This window comes from Stenotrophomonas sp. C9D9 (genome assembly GCF_056491205.1).
Window position 1 is genome coordinate 1,651,804 of sequence record NZ_JBSZIF010000004.1, and the last position, 24,822, is coordinate 1,676,625.

A 24,822-nucleotide genomic window follows, 5' to 3' on the forward strand; every position below is an offset into this window, starting at 1 on the left:
ACCTCATTGATGTGCAGACGCATTGTGCAGATGCCGGCCAGCGGCCGGCACTACCGCACGGGGATCAATCGCCGAGCAGCGCGGTGTTGCGTACGGCGCCCTTGTCGGCGCTGGTGGCGAGCAGGGCGTAGGCCTTCAACGCGCTGGTGACCTTGCGCGGGCGCGGTGCGCGCGGCTTCCAGCCGCGGGCATCGGCGTCGGCGCGGCGCTGGGCAAGGGTGGCCTCGTCCAGCAGCAGATCGATGCGGCGGGCGGGGATGTCGATGCGGATGCGGTCGCCGTTTTCCACCAGGCCGATGACACCGCCGCTGGCGGCTTCCGGCGAGACGTGGCCGATCGACAGGCCCGAGGTGCCGCCGGAAAAGCGGCCATCGGTGAGCAGCGCGCATTGCTTGCCCAGCCCCTTCGATTTCAGGTAGCTGGTCGGGTACAGCATCTCCTGCATGCCGGGGCCGCCCTTCGGGCCTTCGTAGCGGATCACCACCACGTCACCCGGCTGCACTTCGTCGGCGAGGATGCCGGCGACGGCGGCGTCCTGGCTTTCGTAGACGCGCGCAGGGCCTTCGAACACATGGATCGACTCGTCCACGCCGGCGGTCTTCACCACGCAGCCATCCACGGCCAGGTTGCCGCGCAGCACGGCGAGGCCGCCTTCCAGTGAATACGCGTGCTGCAGCGAGCGGATGCAGCCTTCGGCGCGGTCCACGTCCAGGGTCGGCCAGCGCGTGGCCTGGCTGAAGGCCTCCTGGGTGGGGATACCGGCCGGGCCGGCCTTGAAGAAGGCATGCAGGGTGTCGTTGTCACTGCGCACCACGTCCCAGCGTTCCAGCGCGTCGGCCAGGCTGGTGCTGTGCACGGTCGGCACCGTGGTATCGAGCAGGCCGGCGCGGTCCAGCTCACCGAGGATGCCGAACACGCCGCCGGCGCGATGCACGTCTTCGATGTGGTACTTCGGCGTGTTCGGTGCCACCTTGCACAGCTGCGGGACGCGCCGCGACAGTGCATCGATGTGGGTCAGGTCGAAGTCGACTTCGGCTTCCTGCGCGGCAGCCAGCAGGTGCAGGATGGTGTTGGTGGAGCCGCCCATGGCGATGTCCAGGGTCATCGCATTGGCGAAGGCGGCCTGGGTGGCGATGCCGCGCGGCAGCGCGCTCGGGTCTTCGCCGCCATACCAGCGGTGGCAGAGTTCGACGATCAGGCGGCCGGCGCGGCGGAACAGCGCCTCGCGGTCAGCGTGGGTGGCCAGGGTGGTGCCGTTGCCGGGCAGCGACAGGCCCAGCGCTTCGGTCAGGCAGTTCATCGAGTTGGCGGTGAACATGCCCGAGCAGGAACCGCAGGTGGGGCAGGCGCTGCGCTCGAACGCGGCGACCTTCTCGTCGGAGGCGCTGTCATCGGCGGCCACCACCATCGCGTCGACCAGGTCCAGCTTGTGCTCGGACAGCTTGGTCTTGCCCGCTTCCATCGGCCCGCCGGAGACGAACACCACCGGGATGTTGAGGCGCAGCGCGGCCATCAGCATGCCGGGGGTGATCTTGTCGCAGTTGCTGATGCACACCAGCGCGTCGGCGCAGTGCGCGTTGACCATGTACTCCACGGCGTCGGCGATGATCTCGCGGCTGGGCAGCGAATACAGCATGCCGTCGTGGCCCATCGCGATGCCGTCGTCCACGGCGATGGTGTTGAATTCCTTGGCGACGCCGCCGACCTGTTCGATCTCGCGCGCGACCAGCTGGCCGAGGTCCTTCAGGTGCACGTGGCCGGGCACGAACTGGGTGAAGGAGTTGGCGATGGCGATGATCGGCTTGTGGAAGTCGCCGTCCTTCATGCCGGTGGCACGCCACAGGGCGCGGGCGCCGGCCATGTTGCGACCGGCGGTGGAGGTGCGGGAACGGTATTCGGGCATGGCTGGCGGAACGGGCGGGCCGTACGACGTGGGGGTCGCCTGATCATGGACAATTTTTTCGGTTGCTGCTGCAACCACCGGGGAGAGAGCGGCAGGGCTGCGCCCTGCACCCGCGGTAGTGCCGGCCGCTGGCCGGCAACCTCAACAGCAACAGCTGGGCTATCCGTGGGATGGCGGGGTGGGTCCAGTGGCAGGGGACGCCGTGAACCCGTCCATGGGGGCTTGGTCGCCGCATCCATGCGGCTCACACCCCTGCCACCGGACCCACCCCGCCTTCGACAGTCTTCCTGCGGCTGTTGGCAGGTGTCGACCTTGGTCGACACGATGGATCCACGCCATGGGTGGACGATGGGATCGACGAAAATGAAAGTCTGTTCATCTTTCCAACTTTGCCGATTCCGGTTGCTGGTCCGGATTTGGCATCATTGGGGCATTGATCCGTCGACAGGGCATGAGGCCATGAAACGTTCCCGCACCACCGCGCTGCTGCTGATGAGCGCCGCGCCGCTGCTGTTCACCGCCTGCCAGAAGGAGCCGGAGGTGAAGGTGCAGGAAGGCCTGTATACCTCGGTGGAGGCCTGCACCGAGGCCACCGGCGATCCGTCGTCGTGCCGCAATGCGTTCGCCGAAGCGCAGAAGCAGGCCGCCGATGCGGCGCCGAAGTACGCCAGCAAGGAAGCCTGCGAGAAGGACTACAAGCCGGAGCAGTGCGTGCAGCAGCACACCTCGGCCGGTACCTCGTTCATCGGCCCGATGATGATGGGCTTCTTCATGTCGCAGATGCTGAGCAACCGCGGCGGCCTCGCCCCGCAGGCTCCGGCCGCTTCGCCGGCCTACCAGGACAAGAGCGCCGGTTGGGCGCGTCCGGCTCCGGGCGGCAGCGGTGGCCTGAACACCGCCAGCGGCATCGGCGCGGGCAAGGCTGGCCTGGCCCCGGTCACCAGCGAGCCGAACCGTGCGGTCACCGCCAGCCGTGGTGGCTTCGGCAACACCAGCGCACGCCGCAGCACCAGCGGCAGCTACGGCGGCTGATCGACCCATGCAGCGCATCCGGATTGCCGAGCGTGCCCAGTGGCGGGCACGCGCGGAAGAGGCGGGTTTCCGCTTCCACACCATCGACGGCCAGCCGTACTGGGATGAAAGCGCGTACTACGCCTTCACCCTGCGCCAGATCGAGCAGGACATCGAAGACCCCAGCGCCGAGCTGCACCAGATGGCGCTGGACCTGGTCGGTGATGTCATCGGCAGCGAACGGTTGATGGACCAGTTGGCGATTCCGTCGCACTACCGCGACTGGATCGCCGACAGCTGGCGCCAGCGCCAGCCGCATCTGTACGGTCGCCTGGATCTGGCCTACGACGGCACCGGCCCGGCCAAGCTGTACGAACTGAACTACGACACGCCGACCTCGCTGTTCGAGGCCAGCTTCTTCCAGTGGCAGTGGCTGGAAGACCAGCGCAACGCCGGTCGCCTGCCGCAGCACGCTGACCAGTTCAATGCGATCCATGAGGCGCTGGTCGAACGCTTCGGCGAACTGGCCACGCAGCTGCCGCCGCCGCTGTATTTCAGCGCCGTGGGCAGCTCGGAAGAAGATCGTGGCACCGTCGAGTACCTGCGCGACTGTGCGTCGCAGGCCGGCCTGCATGGCCAGGCCATCGCCATCGAGGATATCGGTCTGTCCGAGGACGGACGCTTCACTGCGCTGGACGATTCGGTGATTGGCACGCTGTTCAAGCTGTATCCGCTGGAAGACCTGATGGCCGAGGAATTCGGCCGCGCGTTGCCGGGCTCGGGCGTGCAGCTGCTGGAGCCGGCGTGGAAGGCGGTGCTGAGCAACAAGGGCATCCTGCCGCTGCTGTGGCAGCGCAACGTGGGCCATCCGAATCTGCTGGAAGCGCATTTCGATGACGGCAGCACGCTGGCGTCGGGTTGGGTGCGCAAGCCGCTGTTCTCGCGCGAAGGCGCCAACATCGAGATGCACCTGGCCGATGGCAGCACCCAACGCAGCGACGGGCCCTATGACGGCCCGGCGATCATCCAGCGCGCGCATCCGCTGACCCGCTTCGAAGGCGGCTACCCGCTGATCGGAAGCTGGGTGGTAGGCGATCACGCCTGCGGCATCGGCATCCGCGAGGACGACAGCGCGATCACCCGCGACAGTGCGCGCTTCGTGCCGCACGCAATCGTGGACGAGGCGCCGACGCGGATCTATGTCTGATGACGGTGCGGCGCAATCGCGACCTGCGGCCTGCGCCACTGCCGGGTCGGCATCTGGATGACGGCCACGCCCTGTGGCGCTATGCCGACCGTATCGCGGTGCGTTGCCACCGCTGCGATACCCCCGGCTGGGTGGTGGGTACGTCGGAATCGCGACGCTTCCGCTGCCTGGGCTGCAGCGAAGCACTGAACGGAGGCTGCGGCTGCAGTCGTTGTGGCCCGGGTGACTGGGTGGGACCGGTGCGCTACGGCGGCTACCGGCCTTGCGGCTACTGCGGCCACAAGTGGGTAAGCGCTGAAGTGCATCGTGCACGCGCGACGCCGCCACTGCGGACGCTGGCGGCGGACTGCAGTCAGTGCGGACGTAGCAGCGAGGTGGAGGTCACGCTGTCGCGATGGCGTGGCAATGAGGCGATCGACCCGCATTTCGGCCTGCCGCTGCGGTTGGTCGAAAAGACGGCGGCGGGCGTGCTGTGGGCCTACAACGAGGCCCATCTGCAGGCACTGCACGATTATGCCGCCGCGCCTCTGCGCGAGCGCGCGGGCGTCACCAATGGCTCCATGTTCTCGCGCCTGCCGCAGTGGATGAAGCTGGCCCGCAACCGGGTGTTGCTGCGGCGCGCGGTGGAGCGGTTGCAGCGGCGATTGCTGCAGGGGTGATGCCGGCCGCTGGCCGGCAATCGGTGTTGGTAGATGCCGACCTTGGTCGGCGCTGTGGGCTTCGTGCCAACCAAGGTTGGCACCTACCCGGGCGATGCGTCGGCTGTTGCAGGGGTAGTGCCGGCCGCTGGCCGGCAATCGGTGTTGGTAGATGCCGACCTTGGTCGGCGGTTTGGGTTTCGTGCCAACCAAGGTTGGCACCCACCAGAGCGATGCGTCGGCTGTTGCAGGGGTAGTGCCGGCCGCTGGCCGGCAACCGCCGTGGGTAGATGCCGATCTTGGTCGGCGGTTTGGGTTTCGTGCCAACCAAGGTTGGCACCCACCAGAGCGATCGTTGGTATCAGAGCAGCCCTTCGCGCTTCACCGCCAGGTAGCGCTCCACCAGCGCGCCCGGCAGGGCATCGGCGGTGACGTCCAGCACCATCACCTTCTCACTGCGCAGCGCCTCATGCGCCTTCGCGCGCTGCTGCAGGTACAGCGCCGCGGCACCGGCCTGGGTCGCGTCTTCCAGCGTCTGCACTTCGCCCTCCAAGGCGCCGTCCAGCTCACGCTCGCGCAGGCTGGCCACGCACACCAGGTGGCGCCGCTGCAGCAGGCGCACCGCCGCCAGCAGGTCTTCGATGTCCTCGTCGCGCACGTTGCTGACCAGCATCACCAGCGCACGCCGGCGCTGGCGCAGCGACACTTCTGTGGCGGCGGCCAGGTAATCGGTGGCCACCGCGCGCGGCTGCAGGTCGTAGCTGGCGCGCAGCAGGTGCTCGACCGTGCCCATGCCGCGCTGCGGCGCCACCCAGCGGCGTTCACCACCAGCAGCGAACAGGCCGGCGGCATCGCCCTGGCGCAGCGCCAGGTAGGCCACCACCAGCGAGGCGTTCAAGGCGTGGTCGAAGTGCGAGAGCCCGCCTTCGCTGGCCAGCATGCGCCGGCCACTGTCGAGCATCAGCAGCAGCTGCTGGTTCTTCTCGTCCTGGTATTCGCGCGAGATCAGCTTGCGCGCACGCGCGGTGGCCTTCCAGTCGAGCTGGCGCAGGCTGTCGCCGATGCGGTACTCGCGCATCTGGTGGAAGTCGGTGCCTTCACCGCGGCGGCGCTTCACGTGCGCACCGACCAGCCGCGAGGCCTGGTCGGCACTGAACAGGGCGAAGCGGGTGAGCGGCACGAAGTTCGGATAGACCCGCACGTCCAGCGCCGGTGGCAGCGTGCGTTGCTGCCACCACAGCCGCCACGGCGAGCGCATGCGCAGGTGCACGCCTTCAAAGCGGAAGTGCCCACGCTGCAGCGGCTGCAGGTGGTAGTGCAACGTGGAGGCACTGCCGGCCTGCAGGCGCACGCGCTGCGGCAGCGCTTCCAGCGGCCAGCCACCGGGGACCAGATCGAACACCTGCACCGTCATCGGTGCGTCCGCCTGCAGCCGCAGCGCGGCCTCGCGGCGCACGCCCAGCGCAAGTGCTTCGGGCAGCTCGCGTTGTACATGCGGCGACGGACGCCGCGACTGGCGCCACAGATCCATCAGCGCCGGCACGGCAATCGCCAGCGCCGCCAGCGCCCAGCTCCAGCGCGGCAGCAACCCGCCCAGCACCAGGCCACCCAGGGCAGCCCAGGCCAGCAGCAGCGCCAGCAGCAGCGGGGCCGGCCTCATCGGCGCGGCGCTTCCACCTTGGCCAGCAACGCGCCCAGCACATCGTCGGCGTCCTGGCCTTCGATCTGCAGTTCCGGGGCCAGTGCAATGCGGTGGCGCAGCGCGGGGCGCGCGATGTCGCGCACATCGTCCGGAGTGACGAAGTCACGGCCGGCCAGCACCGCCTGCGCGCGCGAGGCACGCACCAGCGCGATGCTGCCGCGCGGGCCAGCGCCGACCGCGATGCCCGGCCACTGCCTCGTGGCGGCCACAATCCGCACCGCGTAGTCGATCACTTCGTCATCGACGGTGATCGCCGCGGTCGCGCGCTGCAGTTCCAGCAGCTCGCCAGCCCCCAGTACACGCGGCACCCGGCTCAGGTCGAAATCGCTGGCGGCACGGCCGCTGGTGATCGCGGTCACCATGCGCTTCTCGTCCTCCAGCTGCGGGTAGTCGATCAGCACCTTCAGCAGGAAACGATCCAGCTGTGCTTCCGGCAACGGGTAGGTGCCTTCCTGTTCCAGCGGGTTCTGCGTGGCCAGCGCCATGAACGGCGGCGCCAGGGTGAAGGCCTTGCCTTCGATGGTCACCTGGCCTTCCTGCATCACTTCCAGCAGCGCGGACTGGGTCTTGGCCGGCGCACGGTTGATCTCGTCGGCCAGCAGCAGGTTGGTGAACACCGGGCCGCGGCGGATCTTGAAGCTCTCGCTCTTCGGGTCGTACACCGCATGGCCACTGACGTCGCTGGGCATCAGGTCGGGGGTGAACTGCACGCGGCCGTAATCCAGTTCCAGGGCCTGTGCCAGCGCACGCACCAGCAGGGTCTTGCCCAGACCGGGGACGCCCTCGATCAGCACGTGGCCACCGGCCAGCAGCGCCACCAGGATCTGGTCCAGTACATCGGCCTGGCCGATGAAGGCGTGGCCGACGGCATCGCGGATGGCATCGACGCGTTCGATCAGGCGGGCGTTGGCGGCCGCCGGCAGCTCGGGGACTTCGGTCATAGCAGGGATCTCATCTGGAGCAGCAAGCGGATGCGCTCGCGCAGGGCGGAGGAATCGTGCGGCGGAGGGGGCGTGAGCGCGCTGGCAACGCGGCCCTGCGGCCACTTCAGCAGTTCGGCGATGGCCTGATCGCGCGGCGCGCCCTCCAGTGCGGCGGCCACCGGTGCGCGCAGGCGCAGGCGATGCAGGAACAGGGCGAGCACGGCGTCATACAGGCGCGCGCCGTGGCCGAAACGCAGCAGCAGTTCGCCGCTGGCGCGCACGTGTTCCAGCAGCGAGCGACGCTCCAGCACCGGCGAAGGCAGGCGGCTGCCGAAGCGTTGCGAACGGCCCCACAGCCAGCCCAGCAGGGCCAGCAGCAGCGGCGCCCACACCGGCCAGCCCTGGTAGAACACGCGCGCCCACAGCGACGGTGGGCGGCTGGCGTTAGACCAGCCAGAAAGCGCCCTTGCCGTAGTTCGGATCGAGCAGGTAGCGGGTCAGGTCGCGGTGCGAGAGATCGTGCAGGCCGTCGCTGGCCTTGCCCGCAGCCGACGCCAGGCGGGCCGCCGGCGAATCCACCTCGCCGCGCATGAATTCCATATCGGCCAGCACGCTCACCTTGCCCTGGCCATGGCGCAGTCGCGCGAACACCAGGTTGCGCTCGTTGCCCCAGCGTCGTTCGGCCTGCGCACGGGCGGCAAAGCCCAGCGTGAAGCGACGGCCGCCGCAGAACTCCACATGGCTGGGATCGTCGATGACGTGGAACGGCTGGCAGTCGCTCTGCTGGTACAGGCTGTCCACGCCCAGCTGGTCCAGCAGCGGGCCCTGCGTGCTGCTGGCGTCGTCCTCGGCCGGTGGCGGCGTACGCACCAGCAGATGGCCACCACCATCGACCCAGGCCAGCAGGGCCCTGGCCGCCGGCGCCGGCAGCTCGCTGCTGTCCTGCAGCAGCACCACCGTATCGTGCGGGCCCAGCGCCATCTGCTGCAGGTCCAGCCGCGGCCGCGCGTGCACATCGATGCCATCAGCGCGCAGGGCCTGGCCGAGCACGTACAGCGGGTTGTAGCCCGCTTCGCCCTGCGGCGGCAGCTGCACGGTCTCGGTCACGCGTTCGTGCGTGCGCAGGTAAAGGATCGTCAGCGGTACGCCGAACAGCACCAGCGCGCCCAGCAGCAGCGACCAGAACAGGCGCGGGCTCATGCCAGCCACCTGTACTGCTGGCGCAGGGTATCGGCCAATGCATCGAAATCGGCGCGGCTGGGCAGGCGGCCACCGTAGGCGGCGTACTGCCACATGCGCACGATGCGCGCGAACAGGTCACGGTCGGTGGCATCGGGCATGCGCCGCGACGCGCGCAGGCATTGCGCTTCGGTGGCGCCGGGCGGAAGCGCGATGCCGCTGCGCTCGCCCACCGTGCGCACGCTGGCGCGGTACAGCAGGGCCAGCGCCTGCCGAGGCCGGCCCTGGTCCCACAGCAGGCCGGCCTGGGTGGCCACGTCCGGCGGCAGTACGACCGGCAGCTCCACCTGTTCTTCCACCACCTGCGGTGCAGCGTCGGCCTTGCGCCGGCCACTGCCGCGCAGCCACGGCAGCCACAGCCGCGCGGTCAGCAGCAGCACCAGCAGCAGGATGCCGAGCAGGCCCCACAGGCCCCACTCGGCCAGGCGCGCCAGCCAGGCGATGCCGGCCTTGCGGTTGCTGCGCTCGCCCTTGTTGCTGCTGTCGCCCTGTGGCGACGCATCTTCCTTCTTCTTTTCCTCGGCCTGTTCGATCGGCTTCCAGCGCGTGACCTGGCGGGTAGGGCGCTGCAGCGGATCTTCATAGGCGCGGTTCACCGCCTGGCGGAAGCCGGCGGTGTCCACTGGCGCCGCACCGAAGATCATGGCCGGTGCATTGGCCGGATCGTTCGCCGCGGTGGCTGGTTCCTCCGCGCTGTCTTCGTCCTCGTCGGCATCGTCTGCCTGCTCCGCGACCGTCTGCGCGTCCTGCGCATGCACCGGCATGGACACCAGCGGCAGCGCCAGGCACAGCAGCAGGGCCAGCGTCGGCGCCGCCGGCAGCAGCCGCTCGCGCAGGCGGCGCAGGGCGATCTCAACGTCCCAGGCTTCCATCTGCGTGCGCCGGTTCAAGTACAGGCCGAAGCCGGCGCCGACGTAGAACGGCCCGATCAGCACCGACGCCAGCCAGCACGCCAGGTTGAAGCCCAGCCGCGCCCATGCAGGCGTGTCCTGGCCGATCATGTCCCATGCGGCCCGCCACGATTCGGACATCAGCTCCAGTGGCATGAACATGAACACCGCGCCGATCGCGCCGGACACCAGCACCGCTTCAAAGGCCATGCAGGCCACGGTCAGCACGACAGCGGCGCCCGCGGCACCGGCGACCACGGCGCGGCGGCGTGCACCGCGCTGGGCCGGTGCGTTGCCCTCCAGCAGGTTCACCGGCAGGCACAGGCTGCGCAGCACGCTGAAACGGCGCCAGCCCAGGTAGCCCCAGAATCCGCTGTTGCCCCAGTGACGTTGCGCGCGCAGCGCCGCCAGCGTACCGACCGGCTCGCCGAAGATGCCGCGCGACAGCACGTACAGCGGCGCACGTTCGAACAGCGGCTTGCACCACCACATCGCCAGCCAGGCCCAGCCGAACGCATCCAGCCACCAGCCCAGCGCGTTGAAGACCACGAACAGCGGCGCACTGGCCATCAGCCAGCTGCCCCATACCGCGCGCGCGTGGCGGCGTGACAGGGCACTGCCCAGCTCCATCGCTTCCCAGCCGCTGCGCGCGCGCAGCACGACGTCCAGGTGGTCAATGCGCATTGCCGCCTCCGCGTCCGCCGCGCCACAGCCACAGCAGCACGCCGGCCCACAGCACGCCGGCCACGCTGAACTTGCCCCACGCCGGTACTTCGGCAATCGACGACCAGAAGGCCTCGATGAAGGCGGCCACCAGCAGCATGAACGCCACGCCCAGGCACAGGCGCGCACCGATGCGGCCACCCTCGACCAGCGCATCCAGGCGGCTGCGCCGGCCGGGTGCCAGCAGTTTCATGCCCAGCTGCAGGCCGGCACCGCCGGCGATCACGATCGCGGTCAGCTCGAAGGCACCATGGCCTGCGACGAAGCGCCAGAACGGATCACCATGGCCGATGTGCTGCAGGTGGCCGGCCACTGAACCGATGATCACGCCGTTGAACAGCAACACCAGCAGCGTGCCCAGGCCGGCCAGCAGGCCGCTGGCGAAGGTACGCAGGGCGATGCTGATGTTGTTCAGGATGTAGTGGCCGAACATCATCCAGTCGGTGCCGCTGTCGCGCCCCAGGCGCTCGGCGGCAGGATCGTACATGCGCTCCATCTCGGCGATCTGGCGGTTGTCCATCACCATGTGGATCAGGTCCGGATAGACCTGCGCCAGCACGAAGCAGGCCAGCGCCGGCAGCGCGAACATCGCCAGCGCCACCCACATGCTGCGCGCCTGGCTGCGCACCAGCAGCGGGAAGTCGGCCACCAGGAATTCCAGTGCACCGCGCCAGCGCGTCGGCGGCGTGCGGTACAGCACGCTGTGGCCCTGCTGCATCAACTGCTGCAGGCGCTGAACCAGCTGCGGGCTGTAGCCGCGCTCGCGGGCCAGCGCCAGTTGCTGGCACAGGCGCCGGTAGCGCTGCGGGAAGGCGGTATCGTCCAGCGCCAGCGCGCTGGCCTTGCGCCGCGTGCGGCGCGAAGCACCGGCGCGCAGCAGCAGCCAGTGTTCCAGGTCCTGCCATTCCTGCTGGTAGCGGGCGACGAACTGCTCCTGCTTCATCGTCGCCCCAGCAGCCAGTTGGCCATGGCATACAGGCGCAGCACGCCGATCTGGCCGTGGGTGCCGGTCAGGGGCTCGGCAATGCCAGCCAGCTCCTGCTGGCGTGCCGCCGACAAGCGCGGCGCGCGCTCGGCGAAGGCCATCAGTGCCGCCTGTTCCTCCGGCCGCAGCGGCTGCGGCGGGGCCAGCACGCTGTCGATGGTGGGCGGAGGCGGCAGGTACAGCACCGGCGCATGCACCACCACGGTGCCGGCTACCAGATCGCCGAGGCGGCGGCCGTGGGGATCGAACAGGCTGCTGACCAGGCCCAGTGCATAGCCGAACGGCAGCATGTCCACGGTGCGCAGCAGGTTGCGGGTGATGGCGGCCATCCAGCCCACCGGCGCGCCATCGCGCGACAGCACGCGCAGGCCCAGTGCGCGCTTGCCCAGGGTACGGCCCCACAGTGCCTCGCAGACGATCGGGTAGGTCCAGTAGACCAGGAACATCAGCACCAGGTAGAGGCCGGAGCCGAACTTGTCCAGCAATGCCAGCGGGATCGACATCATCACCAGCACCGCGATGCGCACGCCCAGATCCACCAGCCAGGCCATCGCCCGTGGCACCGGGCCGGCCGCCGGCAACTGCAGCGGCACACCCTCCGGCGTCACCACCTCGCGGTAGGTATCGAGCATCGGTGCGGCCATCAGTGCGATGGCCTTCGTTGTGGGCGGCGGAGTCCTCTCCGGCAGGCAGCCACAGGCATGGGGGGTCTCGACAGGTCCTGGTCGGGCCCAGACTTTAGCAGAGCCGCATGGCGGCGTTGGCCGCTCAGCCCAGGTATTCGTCCTTCAGCCGCACGTAGTGGTCGGCCGAGTAGTGCAGCGACTCGATCTCCTTGTCGCTCAGCGTGCGCGCCGGGCGGGCAGGGTTGCCGACCCAGAGCTCGCCTTCGCCGACCACCTTGCCCGGGCCGACCACCGCACCGGCACCGACGAAGCCATGGCGTTCCACGCGGGCGCCATCGAGGATGCAGGCGCCCATGCCGATCAGACTGTAATCACCGATGGTGCAGGCGTGGATGATGCAGCCATGGCCGACGGTCACGCCTTCGCCGATCAGGGTCGGGTAGCCGGCCTTGTTGTAAGGGCTGTGGTGGCTGACGTGGATGATCGTGCCGTCCTGCACATTGGTGCGCGCACCGATGCGCACGTAGTTGACGTCGCCGCGGATGATCGTGCCCGGCCACACCGACACATCCTCGGCCAGTTCCACGTCACCGATGAGGGTGCAGGCCGGATCGATGTACACGCGCTCGCCGAGGACGGGCATCTTGTCGCGGAAGGGGCGCAGCGGGTTCATCGGTGTCTCCGGAAATCAGGGCGTTCACCGCGATGATACCCGCGTGGTCCGCACGCCGCGTGCCTGCCGCGGGGTAGTGCCGGCCGCTGGCCGGGAACTACGGAAATCCAGGCGCGCCATGAGGTTGCCGGCCAGCGGCCGGCACTACCAGGCGCAGCTGCGGCGCTTCATGCAGGCGCGTGTTCGGCCAGCATCTTCCGGAACAGCGCGTCCAGCCACGCACTGTCGCCCTGTCCTGCCGGCAGCGCCGGGGCCTGCGCAGCGCGCACGGCCATTGCCTGGTCGATGTAGTCGCTGATGATGACGACGCGCGGACGGGCCGTGACTTCGGCGCTGGCTCGCTTCACCACCAGCAGGGCGTCGATGGCGTCGCGCACGGGACCGTCCGGCAGCAGCCGGTCCAGCAGGTCCTCGAAGGCCATGGGCGGCGGCGTGGGCTCGCTCTCGATCCACTGGCAGGCAAGCAGGGCACGCAGCACGTACAGGTACTTCTTGGTACTGATGGTGGGCTCGCCCAGATGGCGGTTGTACGTGGTCTTCGCCATGCTCATGTAGTGCCACCAGCTGCCCAGCGGCGAATAGAACCCCTTCGCCGCCTCCCACAGCTGCGCCACCGCAGCATCATCCTGCCGATACACGATCGGCGAACGCAGCCACTCGATCAGCGTTGGATTGGATTTGGAGACCAGCCGCAGTGCCTTGCGCAGGTCCCAGCCGCTGACATCGAGCTCCTCGTCGATCGGCAGCTCGATCACATCGCGCTGTGCTTCGCCGGGGCCGGTGGATTCGTTGACGCTGAGGTACCACGACTGGCGATGCACGTAGATGAAGCGCGCATCGTAGTCGCTGTCCGGCGAAGAGAAGCCCCAGCCACGGCTGCCCGATTCGCAGGCCAGCAGCACACGCACATCGTGGCGCTGTTCGATCCCGGCGAGGGTGGAAAGGAGGGCGGCGCGCTTGTCCGGCGCGATCGGGTGGATGTCGTCCATGCAGTCGTGATTCGTTGATGTCGAGCGTGCTCGACTGTAACGCAGTTGCGCACGGGTCGTGCCGGCCGCTGGCCGGCAACCTCATGGGCGCAGCTGGAATTCTGCGGTTGCCCGCCAGCGGCCGGCACGACCGGTTAGGGTTCGTAGCTGTAGCCCATCCCGTATACCGAACGGATCGGCTCGCCTTCCATGCCGGCGTCGGCCAGCTTGCGGCGCAGGTTGCGCACATGGCTGTCGACGGTGCGGTCGACCACCACGCGGTGGTCCAGATAGAGGCGGTCAAGCAGTTCGTCGCGTGCCCAGATCCGGCCTGGCGTGGCCAGCAGGGTGCGCAGCAGGCGGTACTCCACCGGCGTCAGGTCCAGGCCCTTGCCGTTCCAGGTGGCGCGTGCCGCCGGTTCGTCGATGTGCAGCCCGCTGTTGGCGCGTGCAGCGGGGTCCGGGCGATAGCGGCGCAGTACCGCCACCACCCGCGCGACCACCTCGCGCGGACTGAACGGCTTGCAGATGTAGTCGTCGGCGCCGATGTCCAGACCGAGCAGGCGATCGATCTCTTCCACCCGCGCGGTGACCATGATCACCGGCACTTCGCTGCTGGCGCGCAGTTCGCGGCACAGGTCCACGCCATCGCGCTGCGGCAGCATCAGGTCCAGCAGCACCAGGTCGGGCTGGTAGCGCGTGAACGCGTTGATCACCAGGCCGCCATCGTCCACCCATTCGCTGGTCATGCCGGCGGCGGCCAGGTAGTCACGCAGCACCGAGGCCAGGCGTGGCTCGTCCTCGACGATCAGGATCTTCGCGGACGTGGCGGCGGACGTGCTCATGCAGACTCCGGCAGGGTGATGACCACGCGCAGCCCACCCAGTGGCGAGGGCTCGGCATGGATGTGGCCGTGGTGGGCGAGGATGATGTTGTGGCTGATGGCCAGGCGAAGCCCGCTGCCGCCGCTGGCACGGTTGCGCGAACTCTCCACCCGGTAGAAGCGCTCGAACAGCAGCGCGCATTTGTCGGCCGGCACGCCCGGAGCGGTGTCTTCCACGATCAGCTGCACGCCGGAAGGTACGCGCGCGGCCTGCACACGTACGCGGCCGCCGGTATGGGTGTAGCGCAGCGCGTTTTCCAGCAGGTTGGCCAGGACCTGCTGCAGGCGCCGTTCGTCGCCGGATACCTGCAGTGGCGTCGCGGGCAGCGCTTCTTCCAGGGCCAGCCCCGCCGCGGAGAAGCGTACGCGCATGCCATTGAGCTCGCTGCGCAGCAATGCCACCAGGTCCAGCGGGGCGAAGCGGTAGGCCAGGCCCCCGGACTGGGTCATCGACAGGTCGTGCAGGTCGTCGATCAGTTTGCCCAGCTGGCGGATCTCGCCCTGCAGGGCACCGAGATTGGCGCGGTCCAGCGGGCGGATGCCGTCCTCGATCGCCTCCAGTTCGGCGCGCACCACCGCCAGCGGCGTGCGCAGTTCGTGCGAGATGTCGGCGATGAAGGCGCGGCGGTTGCGCTCGGTGTCATCAAGCGCCTGCGCCATCCGGTTGAAGTCGTTGACCAGTGCATCCAGCTCGTCATCGCTGGTGCGCTCGATGCGGGTGGCGTAGTCGCCGGCGGCAAGCCGGTGGGTGGCGGCGGCCAGCTTGGCCAGGCGCTGGCGCAGCGCGCGCGACACCAGCCAGGCCAGCAGTATCGTCACCAGCAGCAGCGAGATGCCGATCACCCACCATGCGCGCATCTGGGTGTTGTAGAAATTCAGGTCATTGGTGGCGATGACGGTCTGGAACGGCACCATGCCCAGCCAGCCGACGGTGTGCCCATCCAGCTGCACCGGATGCGGATCATCATCACTGGTGGCATCGGGGTTGCCGGCCACGAACCGATGCTGCGCATCGAACAGGCCCAGCCGCGAGGGAACGCCGGTCTGGTCGGACAGCGGCGGCACCGGGCCTTCGTGCCCATGGGCCAGGTCCGGGCGCAGCAGTCGCGCCCAGCGGTCACTGTCACCGCGCAGATGCTCCCAGCCGCCGTGTGCGCTGTACTCGCGCTGCAGGTGGGGCATCAGGCGCTGCATGCGCAGGTCGCCCTGGTCGTTGAGGTAGTCCAGGAAGCCGGTCTGGAACGCCACGCGGCTGGCAATGCCATTCACTGCCAGCACCAGCAGGCAGGCGGTGAAGATCGCGAGGAAGGTCTTCGCGGTCAGGCCGAATTTGAGTCGAATCTTCGCCATCGCGGGGGCCATTAGCGGCGCATGCGGCGCCGAAAGCAAGCGCCAGCTGAGCCGGTCGCACAATCTCCATATTCTCTGCACAGTTTCACGGCAGCGTGCGAGGGTCAACGAAAGGCCCCCACGCCCCCCATGTCACTCCTGCGTCCGCTGTCCCGCTCTTCCCGTCCGTTGGTGTTGCCCCTGCTGCTGGCCCTGGCGGCCTGCTCGGCGGGCCGGACCGAGGCCCCGGCCACCCCCGAAGTGGGCGTCGTCACCGCCAGCGCGCAGCCGCTGGCACTGCAGCAGACCCTGCCCGGCCGGGCGGTACCGTTCGAGGTATCCGAGGTACGGCCGCAGATCGGTGGCCTGATCCGCCAGCGGTTGTTTACCGAAGGCCAGCAGGTCAAGGCCGGCCAGCTGCTGTACCAGGTCGATCCGGCACCGTACCAGGCCGCCTTCGATACCGCGCGTGGCCAGCTGGCGCAGGCCGAGGCCACCGTGCTGTCGGCGCAGCCGAAGGCCGAGCGCACCCGCACGCTGCTGGGCATGGATGCGGCCAGCAAGCAGGACGCCGACGATGCCACCTCGGCACTGAAGCAGGCACAGGCCAATGTGATCGCCGCGCGCGCTGCGCTGCAGGCCGCCCGCATCAACCTCGACTACACCCGGGTGACCGCACCGATCGAGGGCCGCATCGGCACCTCCAGCGTCACCGCCGGCGCGCTTGTTGCTGCCGGCCAGGACGCGGCGCTGGCGACCATCCAGCGGTTGGACCCGGTCTATCTGGACGTCACCCAGTCCAGCACGCAGATGCTGGCGCTGCGCAAGCAGCTCGATGCCGGCCTGGTGAAGGCCATCGATGGCAAGGCGCAGGTGAAGGTGCTGCTGGAGGACGGCAGCACCTATGCCCATGAAGGCACGCTGGAGTTCGTAGGCAGCGCGGTCGATCCGGGCACCGGCAACGTGGTGCTGCGCGCGGTCATTCCGAACCCGGACGGCCTGCTGCTGCCGGGCATGTACCTGAAGGCGGTGCTGCCGATGGCCACCGATGCGCGCGCGCTGCTGGTGCCGCAGAAGGCGGTGGTGCGCAATGAACGTGGCGAGCCGCTGCTGCGCCTGCTCGACGCAAAGGATCGCGTGGTCGAGCGGCGGGTCAGCACCGGCCAGGTGGTGGGCAACCAGTGGCAGATCACGCAGGGCCTGAAGGCCGGCGAGCGGGTGATCGTCAGCAACGGCAGTGCGGTTTCGCTCGGCCAGCAGGTGAAGGCGGTGGCGGCCACCACCGCACAGCTGGCAGCAATGCCGGCGATCGACCCGAACGGCAACACCGACGAAAAGTCGCACTGAGGCCTGCCGCGCATGGTTCGTTTCTTCATCGACCGGCCGATCTTTGCCTGGGTGATCGCCATCGCGGTCAGCCTGCTCGGCCTGCTCGCGATCCTGATCCTGCCGGTGGACCGCTACCCGCAGATCGCCCCGCCCACCATCACCATCCGCGCCACCTACACCGGCGCCTCGTCGCAGACCGTGGAAAACGCGGTCACCCAGGTCATCGAGCAGTCCCAGCAGAGCCTGGACCACCTGATGTACATGACCTCCACCAGCGCTTCCGATGGCTCGGCGCAGGTCAACCTGGTGTTCGCCACCGGCACCAATCCGGACACTGCGCAGGTGCAGGTGCAGAACCAGCTGCAGGCCGCGATGGCCACGTTGCCGCAGGCGGTGCAGCAGAACGGACTGACCATCACCAAGTCCAGTGGTTCGATCTTCGAGGTGCTGTCGTTCACCAGCGAAGACGGCAGCATGGACAACTTCGATGTCGCCAACTTCATGGAAGCGCGCATCGACGACCAGATCAGCCGTGTCAGCGGCGTCGGCAACATCCAGCCGATCGGCCAGGAATACGCCATGCGTATCTGGCTGGACCCGGAAAAGATGCGCCAGTACGCACTGATGCCGTCGGACATCGAGACCGCACTGCAGGCGCAGAACACCGACGTGTCGGCCGGTGAACTCGGTGGCCAGCCGGCGCTGAAGGGCCAGCAGCTGGACGCGACCGTGACCGCGCGCAGCCGCCTGCACACCCCCGAACAGTTCGCGCAGGTGGTGCTCAAGGCCGATGCCAATGGCAGCGTGGTGCACCTGGGCGACGTGGCGACGATCGGCCTGGGGCCGGAGAGCTACGACAGCATCAGCACCTTCAACGGCAAGCCGTCGGCCTCGCTGGGCATCGAGCTCAACGCCGGTGCGAACGCCATCGCCGTGTCCAAGGCCATCGATGCACGGCTTCAGCAGCTGCAGAAGTACTGGCCGCATGGCTACACGGCCCACGTGGCATTCACCACCACGCCGTTCGTGACCATCTCGCTGAAGGAAGTAGTGATCACCCTGATCGAGGCGATCGCGCTGGTCGTGCTGGTGATGTACCTGTTCCTGCAGAACTCGCGGGCCACGTTGATCCCGACCATCGCGGTGCCGGTGGTGCTGCTGGGCACGTTCGGCGTGCTGGCGGCCTTCGGCTATTCGATCAACACGCTGACCATGTTCGCGCTGGTGCTGGCCATCGGCCTGCTGGTGGACGATGCCATCGTGGTCGTGGAGAACGTGGAGCGGGTGATGACCTTCGAAGGGCTGGCACCGAAGCCGGCCACGCTGAAGGCGATGGGCCAGATCACCGGCGCGCTGGTCGGCATCGTGCTGGTGCTGACCGCGGTGTTCCTGCCGATGGCGTTCTTCAGCGGTGTCACCGGCGTGATCTATCGCCAGTTCTCGGTGACGATTGCCGCGGCGATGATCCTGTCGGTGCTGGTGGCGATGACCATCACCCCGGCGCTGTGCGGCAGCATCCTGCACCAGATTCCCAAGGGCGGCCACCCGCATGGTGACCACGGCGGCGAGCCGAGCCTGCTGGGCAAGTTCTTCATCTGGTTCAACCACCGCTTCGAGCGCACCTCCAACGGCCTGCGCCATCGCGTGGATGGTTTCCTTGGCCGGCGCACGCTGGGCGTACTGTTCTACCTGGTGCTGAGCGTGGCCACCGGCCTGCTGCTGTGGCACCTGCCCGGCGCATTCCTGCCCGATGAGGACCAGGGCATGCTCAACGCGCTGGTGAAGCTGCCAGCCGGCTCCACCCTGGAGCAGACCCGTGCAGTGATGGATCGCCTCAGTGCCGCTGCGGTGAAGGACGACAGCGTGCTGTCGATCCAGGCCACCGCTGGTTTCAGTGTCACCGGCAGCGGCCAGAACGTCGGCCAGGCCTTCATCCGGCTGAAGGACTGGGATGACCGCAAGGACGATGCCGATACCATCGCCGCGCGCTTGACCGCGGCCATGGCCAGCGTGCCCGATGCGCAGGTGTTCATCACTTCGCCACCGGCCATTCTTGGCCTGGGCGATGCGGGCGGTTTCACCCTGGAACTGCAGGACGAAGGCGGTGCCGGCCATGCCGCCGCCGTGGCCGCGCGCAACACGCTGCTGAAGGAGGCCGCCAAGGATCCGAAGCTGGTCAACGTGCGTTATGCCAGCCTGGAAGACGCGCCGGTGTACGCGGTGAAGGTGGACGACGCGAAGGCACAGGCCATGGGCGTGAATCCGCAGGACATCAATGACACCTTGAACGCGGCGTTGGGCGGCGACTTCGTCAACAACTTCATCTACAAGGGCCGCATCAAGAAGGTGTTCATCCAGGGCACCGCTGAAGCGCGCATGCAGCCGCAGGACATCGAGCGCTGGAGCGTGCGCAACCAGGCTGGGCAGATGGTGCCGCTGTCGTCGCTGGTCAGCGCCCACTGGACCAGCGCGCCGGCCGCACTGCAGCGCTACAACGGCGTATCGGCGATGGAAATCACCGGCCAGCCGGCGCCGGGCGTCAGCTCCGGTGAAGCGATGGCCGAGATCGCGCGCCTGGCCGACACACTGCCGGAAGGCTTCAGCCATGCCTGGTCGGACATGGCCTACCAGGAACAGCTGTCGGGCAATCAGGCGCCGATGCTGTACGCCATCTCGCTGCTGTTCGTGTTCCTGTGCCTGGCCGCGCTGTATGAAAGCTGGGCGGTGCCGTTCGCGGTGATGCTGGCGGTGCCGGTGGGCGTGTTCGGTGCCGTGCTGATGATGAACCTGCGTGGCCTCAACAACGACGTGTACTTCCAGGTCGGCCTGTTGACCACGATTGGTCTGGCAGCGAAGAACGGCATCCTGATCGTCGAGTTCGCGCGCATCCTCGAACAGCAGGGCAAGCGCACCCGCGAAGCGATCCTGCAGGCGGTCTATCTGCGGCTGCGCCCGATCATGATGACCTCGCTGGCGTTCCTGATGGGCGTGCTGCCGCTGGTGTTCGCCACCGGCGCGGTTCGGCCGCGCGCCGTTCGCTGGGTACTGGCGTGGCCGGTGGTACGGTCGCCTCGATGGTGCTGGGCATGTTCTTCGTGCCGTTGTTCTACCTGCTGGTGCGCCGCCTGTTCCCGGGCCGCGCACCGGCCGAAGCCACTGCCACGGAGGCAAGTCCATGAAGCCGATGCTGCTGCGCGCCCTGGCGGCCGCAACGATGACCACCGTGCTGGGTGGCTGCGTGAGCATGGCACCGCACTACCAGCGCCCCGAGGCGCCAGTGCCGGCACAGTTCGGCAATGCCGCCACCGGCGAGGCCGGGCCGGCACTGGCGATGCCGGCCTGGCGCGAGGTGTTCCTGGAACCGCGCCTGCAGCAGGTGATCACGCTGGCGCTGCAGAACAACCGCGACCTGCGCGTGGCGGTGCTGCAGGTGGAGAAGGAACGCGCGCAGTACCGCATCCAGCGCGCGGCGCTGCTGCCGTCGGTGGATGCCAGCGGCAGTGTCACCCGCTCGCGGGTGAGTGATGCCAACAGCGAGATCGGCGTCAGCCAGGTGACCGAATCCGATGCCGTGCAGGTGGGCATCAGCAGCTGGGAGCTGGACCTCTTCGGGCGCATCCGCAGCCTGAAGAACGAGGCCCTGCAGAACTGGCTGGCCAGCGCCGAGAACCAGCGCGCCGCGCGCACCAGCCTGGTGGCCGAAGTGGCCACGGCGTGGCTGGCGCTGGCGGCCGGACGAGCAGTCGCTGGCGTTCACCCGGCAGACCCTGGACAGCCAGCAGCAGACCCTGCAGCGCACCGAGGCCCGCCACGCACAGGGTTTGGCCTCGGGCCTGGACCTGTCGCAGGTGCAGACCAGCGTGGAAGCCGCGCGCGCTGCGCTGGCCAGGCTGCAGACCCAGCAGGCGCAGGATCGTGATGCGCTGCAGTTGCTGGTGGGCGCGCCGCTGGACGCGGCATTGCTGCCAAGCGCGCAGGCACTGGACGGCACCGTGGCACTGGCGCCGCTGCCGGCCAACCTGCCGTCAAGCGTGCTGCTGCAGCGCCCGGACGTACTGTCTGCCGAACACGCGCTGCAGGCGGCCAATGCCGATATCGGTGCCGCGCGCGCTGCGTTCTTCCCGACGCTGACGCTGACCGCCAACTACGGCCACAGCTCCACCGCATTGTCGACGCTGTTCTCGGCCGGCACCCGCGGCTGGTCGTTCGCGCCCAGCATCACCGCGCCGATCTTCCACGCCGGTGCGCTGAAGGCTTCGCTGGACGCCTCGAAGATCGGCAAGGACATCGGTATCGCGCAGTACGAGAAGGCGATCCAGCAGGCCTTCAGTGAAGTGGCCGATGCCCTCGCCTCGCGCGATCACCTGGCCACGCAGATGGACGCCCAGCGTGCACTGGTCGCCGCCAGCCAGCGCAGCTACACGCTGGCCGATGCGCGTTATCGCACCGGACTGGACGGCTATCTGCAGGCGCTGGATGCGCAGCGCAGCCTGTATGCCGCGCAGCAGGACCTGATCGCCCTGCAGCAGCAGGAGGCGGGCAACCGGGTGACGTTGTTCAAGGTGCTGGGCGGTGGCGCGGACGCACGGTAACGCGCCCGCCAATGTGTATATGTCTTCCGCTCCGGTGGGTGCCGACCTTGGTCGGCACAAATGCCTTCATCCACGCATGGCGTGGATCTACCGGGGCAGGCCTTGTAGGCGCCGACCTTGGTCGGCACAAATGCATGCAGCATCGCGATCTGATGATTCGTGCCGACCAAGGTCGGCACCCACCAGAGCAGGTGCGACCGCTTACGCCACGCGGCCGCGGCGTGCACGCTCCAGGTGCACCAGCAGCAGCGAGATCGCGGCCGGGGTCATGCCCGGGATGCGCTGCGCCTGGCCGATGGTCTGCGGGCGCACGCGCTCCAGCTTCTGCAAGGCTTCGGCCGACAGCCCGCGCACCGTCGCGTAGTCGAAGGCTTCGGCGATCGGGGTGGCTTCATGCCGCTGCTGGCGCTCGATCTCCTCGCGCTGGCGGTCCAGGTAGCCGGCGTACTTCACGCCGATCTCCACCTGCTCGGCCACCTTGGCGTCGGTCACGGCCGGGCCCAGCGATGGCACCTGCATCAGCTGCGCGTAATCCAGCTCCGGGCGCTTGATCAGGTCCAGCACGTTGGTTTCGCGGCTCACCGCCACGCCCAGCGCGTCCTGCACTTCGCGGCCGAGCGCATTGGCCGGGGTCGCCCACAGCGCGCCCAGACGTGCGCGCTCGGCGGCGACCGCGGCCTGCTTGGTCTCGAACGCGCTCCAGCGACGGTCATCCACCAGGCCCATTTCGCGGCCAGCGGGGGTCAGGCGCTGGTCGGCATTGTCCTCGCGCAGCTGCAGGCGGTACTCGGCGCGGCTGGTGAACATGCGGTACGGCTCGTTGGTGCCGTGGGTGATCAGGTCATCCACCAGCACGCCCAGGTACGCCTCGTCGCGGCGCGGGCACCAGCTGTCCAGCCCGCGCACCTGGCGCGCGGCGTTGAGGCCGGCCAGCAGGCCCTGCGCGGCGGCTTCTTCATAGCCGGTGGTGCCGTTGATCTGGCCGGCGAAGAACAGGCCGTTGACCAGCTTGGTTTCCAGCGAGGCCTTCAACCCACGCGGATCGAAGAAGTCGTACTCGATCGCATAGCCGGGACGGGTGATGTGCGCGTTGCCGAAACCGCGGATGCTGCGCACCATCTCCAGCTGCACGTCGAACGGCAGCGAGGTGGAGATGCCGTTGGGGTAGATCTCGACGATGCCCAGGCCTTCGGGTTCGACGAAGATCTGGTGGCTGGCCTTCTCGGCGAAGCGCACCACCTTGTCCTCGATGGACGGGCAGTAGCGCGGGCCGATGCCTTCGATCTGGCCGCTGTACAGCGGCGAGCGGTGCAGCGCGTCGCGGATGATCTGGTGGGTCTGTTCGGTGGTGTGGGTGATCCAGCAGCTGACCTGCTGCGGATGCTCGTCCACCGAGCCGAGGAAGGACATCACCGGCCGCGGTGTGTCGCCGGGCTGCTCGTCCATCACACTGTAGTCCAGCGAGCGGCCATCGATGCGCGGCGGCGTGCCGGTCTTCAGGCGGTCGACCTGGAACGGGCGCTCGCGCAGGCGCGCCGCCAGCGTGGTGGCCGGCGGATCGCCCATGCGGCCGGCGGCGTACTGGGTCGGGCCGACGTGGATCTTGCCGGCCAGGAACGTGCCGGCCGTCAGCACTACGGCCTCGGCGTCGAAGCGCGGCCCGGTCTGGGTGATCACCCCACGCACGGCGTCGCCTTCGATGACCAGGTCATCCACCGCCGCCTGGAACACGGTCAGGTTGGCCTGGCCTTCGACGATGGCGCGGATCGCCATGCGGTACAGGTTGCGGTCGGCCTGGCAGCGGGTGGCGCGCACAGCCGGGCCCTTGGAGGCGTTGAGCGTGCGCCACTGGATACCGGCGCGGTCGGCGGCATGCGCCATCGCACCGCCCAGGGCGTCGATTTCCTTGACCAGGTGGCCCTTGCCGATGCCGCCGATGGCCGGGTTGCAGCTCATTGCGCCCACCGTCTCGATGTTGTGGGTCAGCAGCAGGGTGCGCACGCCGGTACGGGCCGCGGCCAGCGCGGCTTCGGTGCCGGCGTGGCCACCGCCGATGACGATGACGTCGTAACGATGGAAGGACGGGTTCATGGGGGCTGTTCAGCTGGCGGCGGGCGCGGACCGGGGGCGGCGCCGGGGTGGCGATTTTAGCGCCATTCGGGGCCGGGGCGCCGGTGCCGGCCGGCCGGCGTCGAAATCAGCCCTAAAGTTGGCAGGATTTTTGCAGATAACCCAATAGCACCCACCGTGGCTGGCGCCGTAGGCGCCCGTGACCGGAATTGGAACAGGGGCCGGTACAGGCGCACGGTGGGGGAGCAGAGGGCCGGCAGTCGGGGGACTGTCCGGCCCTGTTTTTTGGGGCTGTCGGGAAGGCCCCATCCACGCATGGCGTGGATCTACTGATGCTGGGGCTCTCGCCGAAAACAAACGGCCCCGCATTGCGGGGCCGTCTGCCTTCAGAGGTGCCGACATCCGACAGGGCCGGAACAGGGGGGATCCAGATGTTCCTGTCGGATATCGACGTAGAGCTTTTTGCGGCGGCCCGTGTCGTTTTTGTCACTTTGTGACGCGGGCCGTCACTGGTCCCGTAACTGCGGCTTGGACCGTGTGAAATGCAAGACGGTTCAGCGCTCAACTGTGCGCTGCGTCCCACGATCCATGTTGCGCCAGGGGGAACCGTTCATCCTTGGCGCACTGGGCGCCGGGGCCGGACGGGCCTGCGGCGGAGGCGCCGACGGCTGGATGTTCGACTGCGGCGGGCGACGCATCGAGTCCATGTTCCGCCACGGCGAACCGCCGTTGTACGACGGCCGCGACGGCGGCGGCGGACGGTTCTCGCCACCATTGCCGGGCGGGCGCGGCGGCGGGCGGTGGTTGTGCGGCGGGCGGTAGACCGGGCGCGAGTAGTACGGATTGCCATAGCCGCCGTAGTAGCCGCCATAGCCGCCGTAGTACGGGTAGCCGTAGTTGTAGGGATAGCCGGCCGGGTAGCGGTATTCCACCGACGGCGCACCGTGGTGGTAGCTTTGCCGCTGCGGCCACCGCCGACGTAGTCGTAGGTGGTGCAGCCGGTCAGGGCCAGCAACAGGCCACCGGCAAGCATCAGGCGCGTTTTCATGGTGGGTCCCCCCAGAGGACGGGTTGTGCAGTCAGCTTCGTGCGCAGGCGTTGAATCGGCCCTTAACTTCACTGGCCAGGATG

Annotated in this window: 15 protein-coding genes and 4 pseudogenes; 6 read left to right on the plus strand and 13 right to left on the minus strand. The window is 68.6% G+C overall.

Annotated features, from left to right (window positions below; translation table 11 throughout):
* Positions 1 to 64: 64 nt before the first annotated feature.
* Positions 65 to 1,903: a dihydroxy-acid dehydratase gene (gene ilvD, locus ACXI0D_RS12950; RefSeq protein ID WP_119006904.1), complete on the minus strand. Its 1,839-nt coding sequence runs from the start codon at positions 1,901 to 1,903 to the stop codon at positions 65 to 67.
* Between the two features lie 459 nt (positions 1,904 to 2,362).
* Between ilvD and ACXI0D_RS12955 the strand changes: the two genes are divergently transcribed.
* Genes ACXI0D_RS12955 through ACXI0D_RS12965 form a run of 3 tightly spaced genes read left to right on the plus strand, consistent with a single transcriptional unit; the run spans position 2,363 to position 4,780 of the window.
* Positions 2,363 to 2,935 carry a DUF1190 domain-containing protein gene (locus tag ACXI0D_RS12955; RefSeq protein WP_014038869.1) on the plus strand — a complete coding sequence of 191 codons (573 nt, stop codon included), beginning with the start codon at positions 2,363 to 2,365 and terminating at the stop codon, positions 2,933 to 2,935.
* 7 nt (positions 2,936 to 2,942) lie between these two features.
* Complete coding sequence (locus ACXI0D_RS12960) at positions 2,943 to 4,121, plus strand: glutathionylspermidine synthase family protein (protein WP_049400870.1); 1,179 nt, start codon at positions 2,943 to 2,945, stop codon at positions 4,119 to 4,121.
* Entirely contained in the window at positions 4,121 to 4,780 is a 660-nt protein-coding gene (locus ACXI0D_RS12965) for a hypothetical protein (protein WP_049444206.1), read from the plus strand. Before ACXI0D_RS12960 ends, ACXI0D_RS12965 begins: the two co-directional genes overlap by 1 nt.
* A 340-nt stretch (positions 4,781 to 5,120) precedes the next feature.
* Here the strand turns inward: ACXI0D_RS12965 and ACXI0D_RS12970 are convergent, their stop codons facing one another.
* The 10 genes and pseudogenes from ACXI0D_RS12970 to baeS form a co-directional block, all read right to left on the minus strand.
* Positions 5,121 to 6,419, minus strand: a complete 1,299-nt coding sequence (locus ACXI0D_RS12970) for a DUF58 domain-containing protein (RefSeq protein ID WP_479642651.1) — start codon at positions 6,417 to 6,419, stop codon at positions 5,121 to 5,123.
* Positions 6,416 to 7,402, minus strand: coding sequence for an AAA family ATPase (locus ACXI0D_RS12975; RefSeq protein ID WP_049444203.1), 987 nt, complete (start codon positions 7,400 to 7,402; stop codon positions 6,416 to 6,418). The genes ACXI0D_RS12970 and ACXI0D_RS12975 overlap by 4 nt, the downstream gene beginning before the upstream one ends.
* Positions 7,399 to 8,584: pseudogene (locus ACXI0D_RS12980) on the minus strand (DUF4350 domain-containing protein). Before ACXI0D_RS12980 ends, ACXI0D_RS12975 begins: the two are co-directional and overlap by 4 nt.
* The gene (locus ACXI0D_RS12985) at positions 8,581 to 10,197 is read right to left on the minus strand and encodes a DUF4129 domain-containing protein (RefSeq protein WP_479642652.1); all 1,617 of its coding nucleotides are present in this window, start codon (positions 10,195 to 10,197) and stop codon (positions 8,581 to 8,583) included. The pseudogene ACXI0D_RS12980 and the gene ACXI0D_RS12985 overlap by 4 nt, the downstream one beginning before the upstream one ends.
* Entirely contained in the window at positions 10,187 to 11,179 is a 993-nt protein-coding gene (locus tag ACXI0D_RS12990) for a stage II sporulation protein M (protein ID WP_101766264.1), read from the minus strand. Before ACXI0D_RS12990 ends, ACXI0D_RS12985 begins: the two co-directional genes overlap by 11 nt.
* Positions 11,176 to 11,865 (minus strand): RDD family protein, encoded by a 690-nt coding sequence (locus ACXI0D_RS12995; RefSeq protein ID WP_479642653.1) that lies wholly within the window; start codon positions 11,863 to 11,865, stop codon positions 11,176 to 11,178. Before ACXI0D_RS12995 ends, ACXI0D_RS12990 begins: the two co-directional genes overlap by 4 nt.
* A gap of 124 nt (positions 11,866 to 11,989) precedes the next feature.
* A complete protein-coding gene (locus tag ACXI0D_RS13000) occupies positions 11,990 to 12,520 on the minus strand; it encodes a gamma carbonic anhydrase family protein (protein WP_014038860.1) in 531 nt (176 codons plus the stop codon).
* A 167-nt stretch (positions 12,521 to 12,687) separates the two neighbouring features.
* On the minus strand, positions 12,688 to 13,509 hold the full coding sequence (locus ACXI0D_RS13005; protein WP_479642654.1) for a nucleotidyltransferase domain-containing protein: 822 nt from the start codon (positions 13,507 to 13,509) through the stop codon (positions 12,688 to 12,690).
* Positions 13,510 to 13,643: 134 nt separating this feature from the next.
* Positions 13,644 to 14,333: a response regulator gene (locus ACXI0D_RS13010; RefSeq protein ID WP_479642655.1), complete on the minus strand. Its 690-nt coding sequence runs from the start codon at positions 14,331 to 14,333 to the stop codon at positions 13,644 to 13,646.
* On the minus strand, positions 14,330 to 15,733 hold the full coding sequence (gene baeS / locus ACXI0D_RS13015) for a sensor histidine kinase efflux regulator BaeS (protein ID WP_479642656.1): 1,404 nt from the start codon (positions 15,731 to 15,733) through the stop codon (positions 14,330 to 14,332). Before baeS ends, ACXI0D_RS13010 begins: the two co-directional genes overlap by 4 nt.
* Positions 15,734 to 15,850: 117 nt before the next feature.
* On the opposite strand from baeS, the gene smeA reads away from it, so the two are divergent.
* From smeA to smeC, 3 genes and pseudogenes are all read left to right on the plus strand, one after another.
* Complete coding sequence (gene smeA, locus ACXI0D_RS13020; RefSeq protein ID WP_479642657.1) at positions 15,851 to 17,047, plus strand: multidrug efflux RND transporter periplasmic adaptor subunit SmeA; 1,197 nt, start codon at positions 15,851 to 15,853, stop codon at positions 17,045 to 17,047.
* A 12-nt stretch (positions 17,048 to 17,059) separates the two neighbouring features.
* A pseudogene (gene smeB, locus ACXI0D_RS13025) lies at positions 17,060 to 20,208 on the plus strand (multidrug efflux RND transporter permease subunit SmeB).
* Positions 20,205 to 21,621 (plus strand): annotated as a pseudogene (smeC, locus tag ACXI0D_RS13030) (multidrug efflux transporter outer membrane subunit SmeC). The pseudogenes smeB and smeC overlap by 4 nt, the downstream one beginning before the upstream one ends.
* 201 nt (positions 21,622 to 21,822) lie before the next feature.
* On the opposite strand, the gene mnmG reads toward smeC, so the two are convergent.
* Complete coding sequence (mnmG, locus tag ACXI0D_RS13035; RefSeq protein ID WP_479642658.1) at positions 21,823 to 23,712, minus strand: tRNA uridine-5-carboxymethylaminomethyl(34) synthesis enzyme MnmG; 1,890 nt, start codon at positions 23,710 to 23,712, stop codon at positions 21,823 to 21,825.
* A 533-nt stretch (positions 23,713 to 24,245) separates the two neighbouring features.
* A pseudogene (locus ACXI0D_RS13040) lies at positions 24,246 to 24,739 on the minus strand (hypothetical protein).
* Positions 24,740 to 24,822 lie beyond the last annotated feature (83 nt).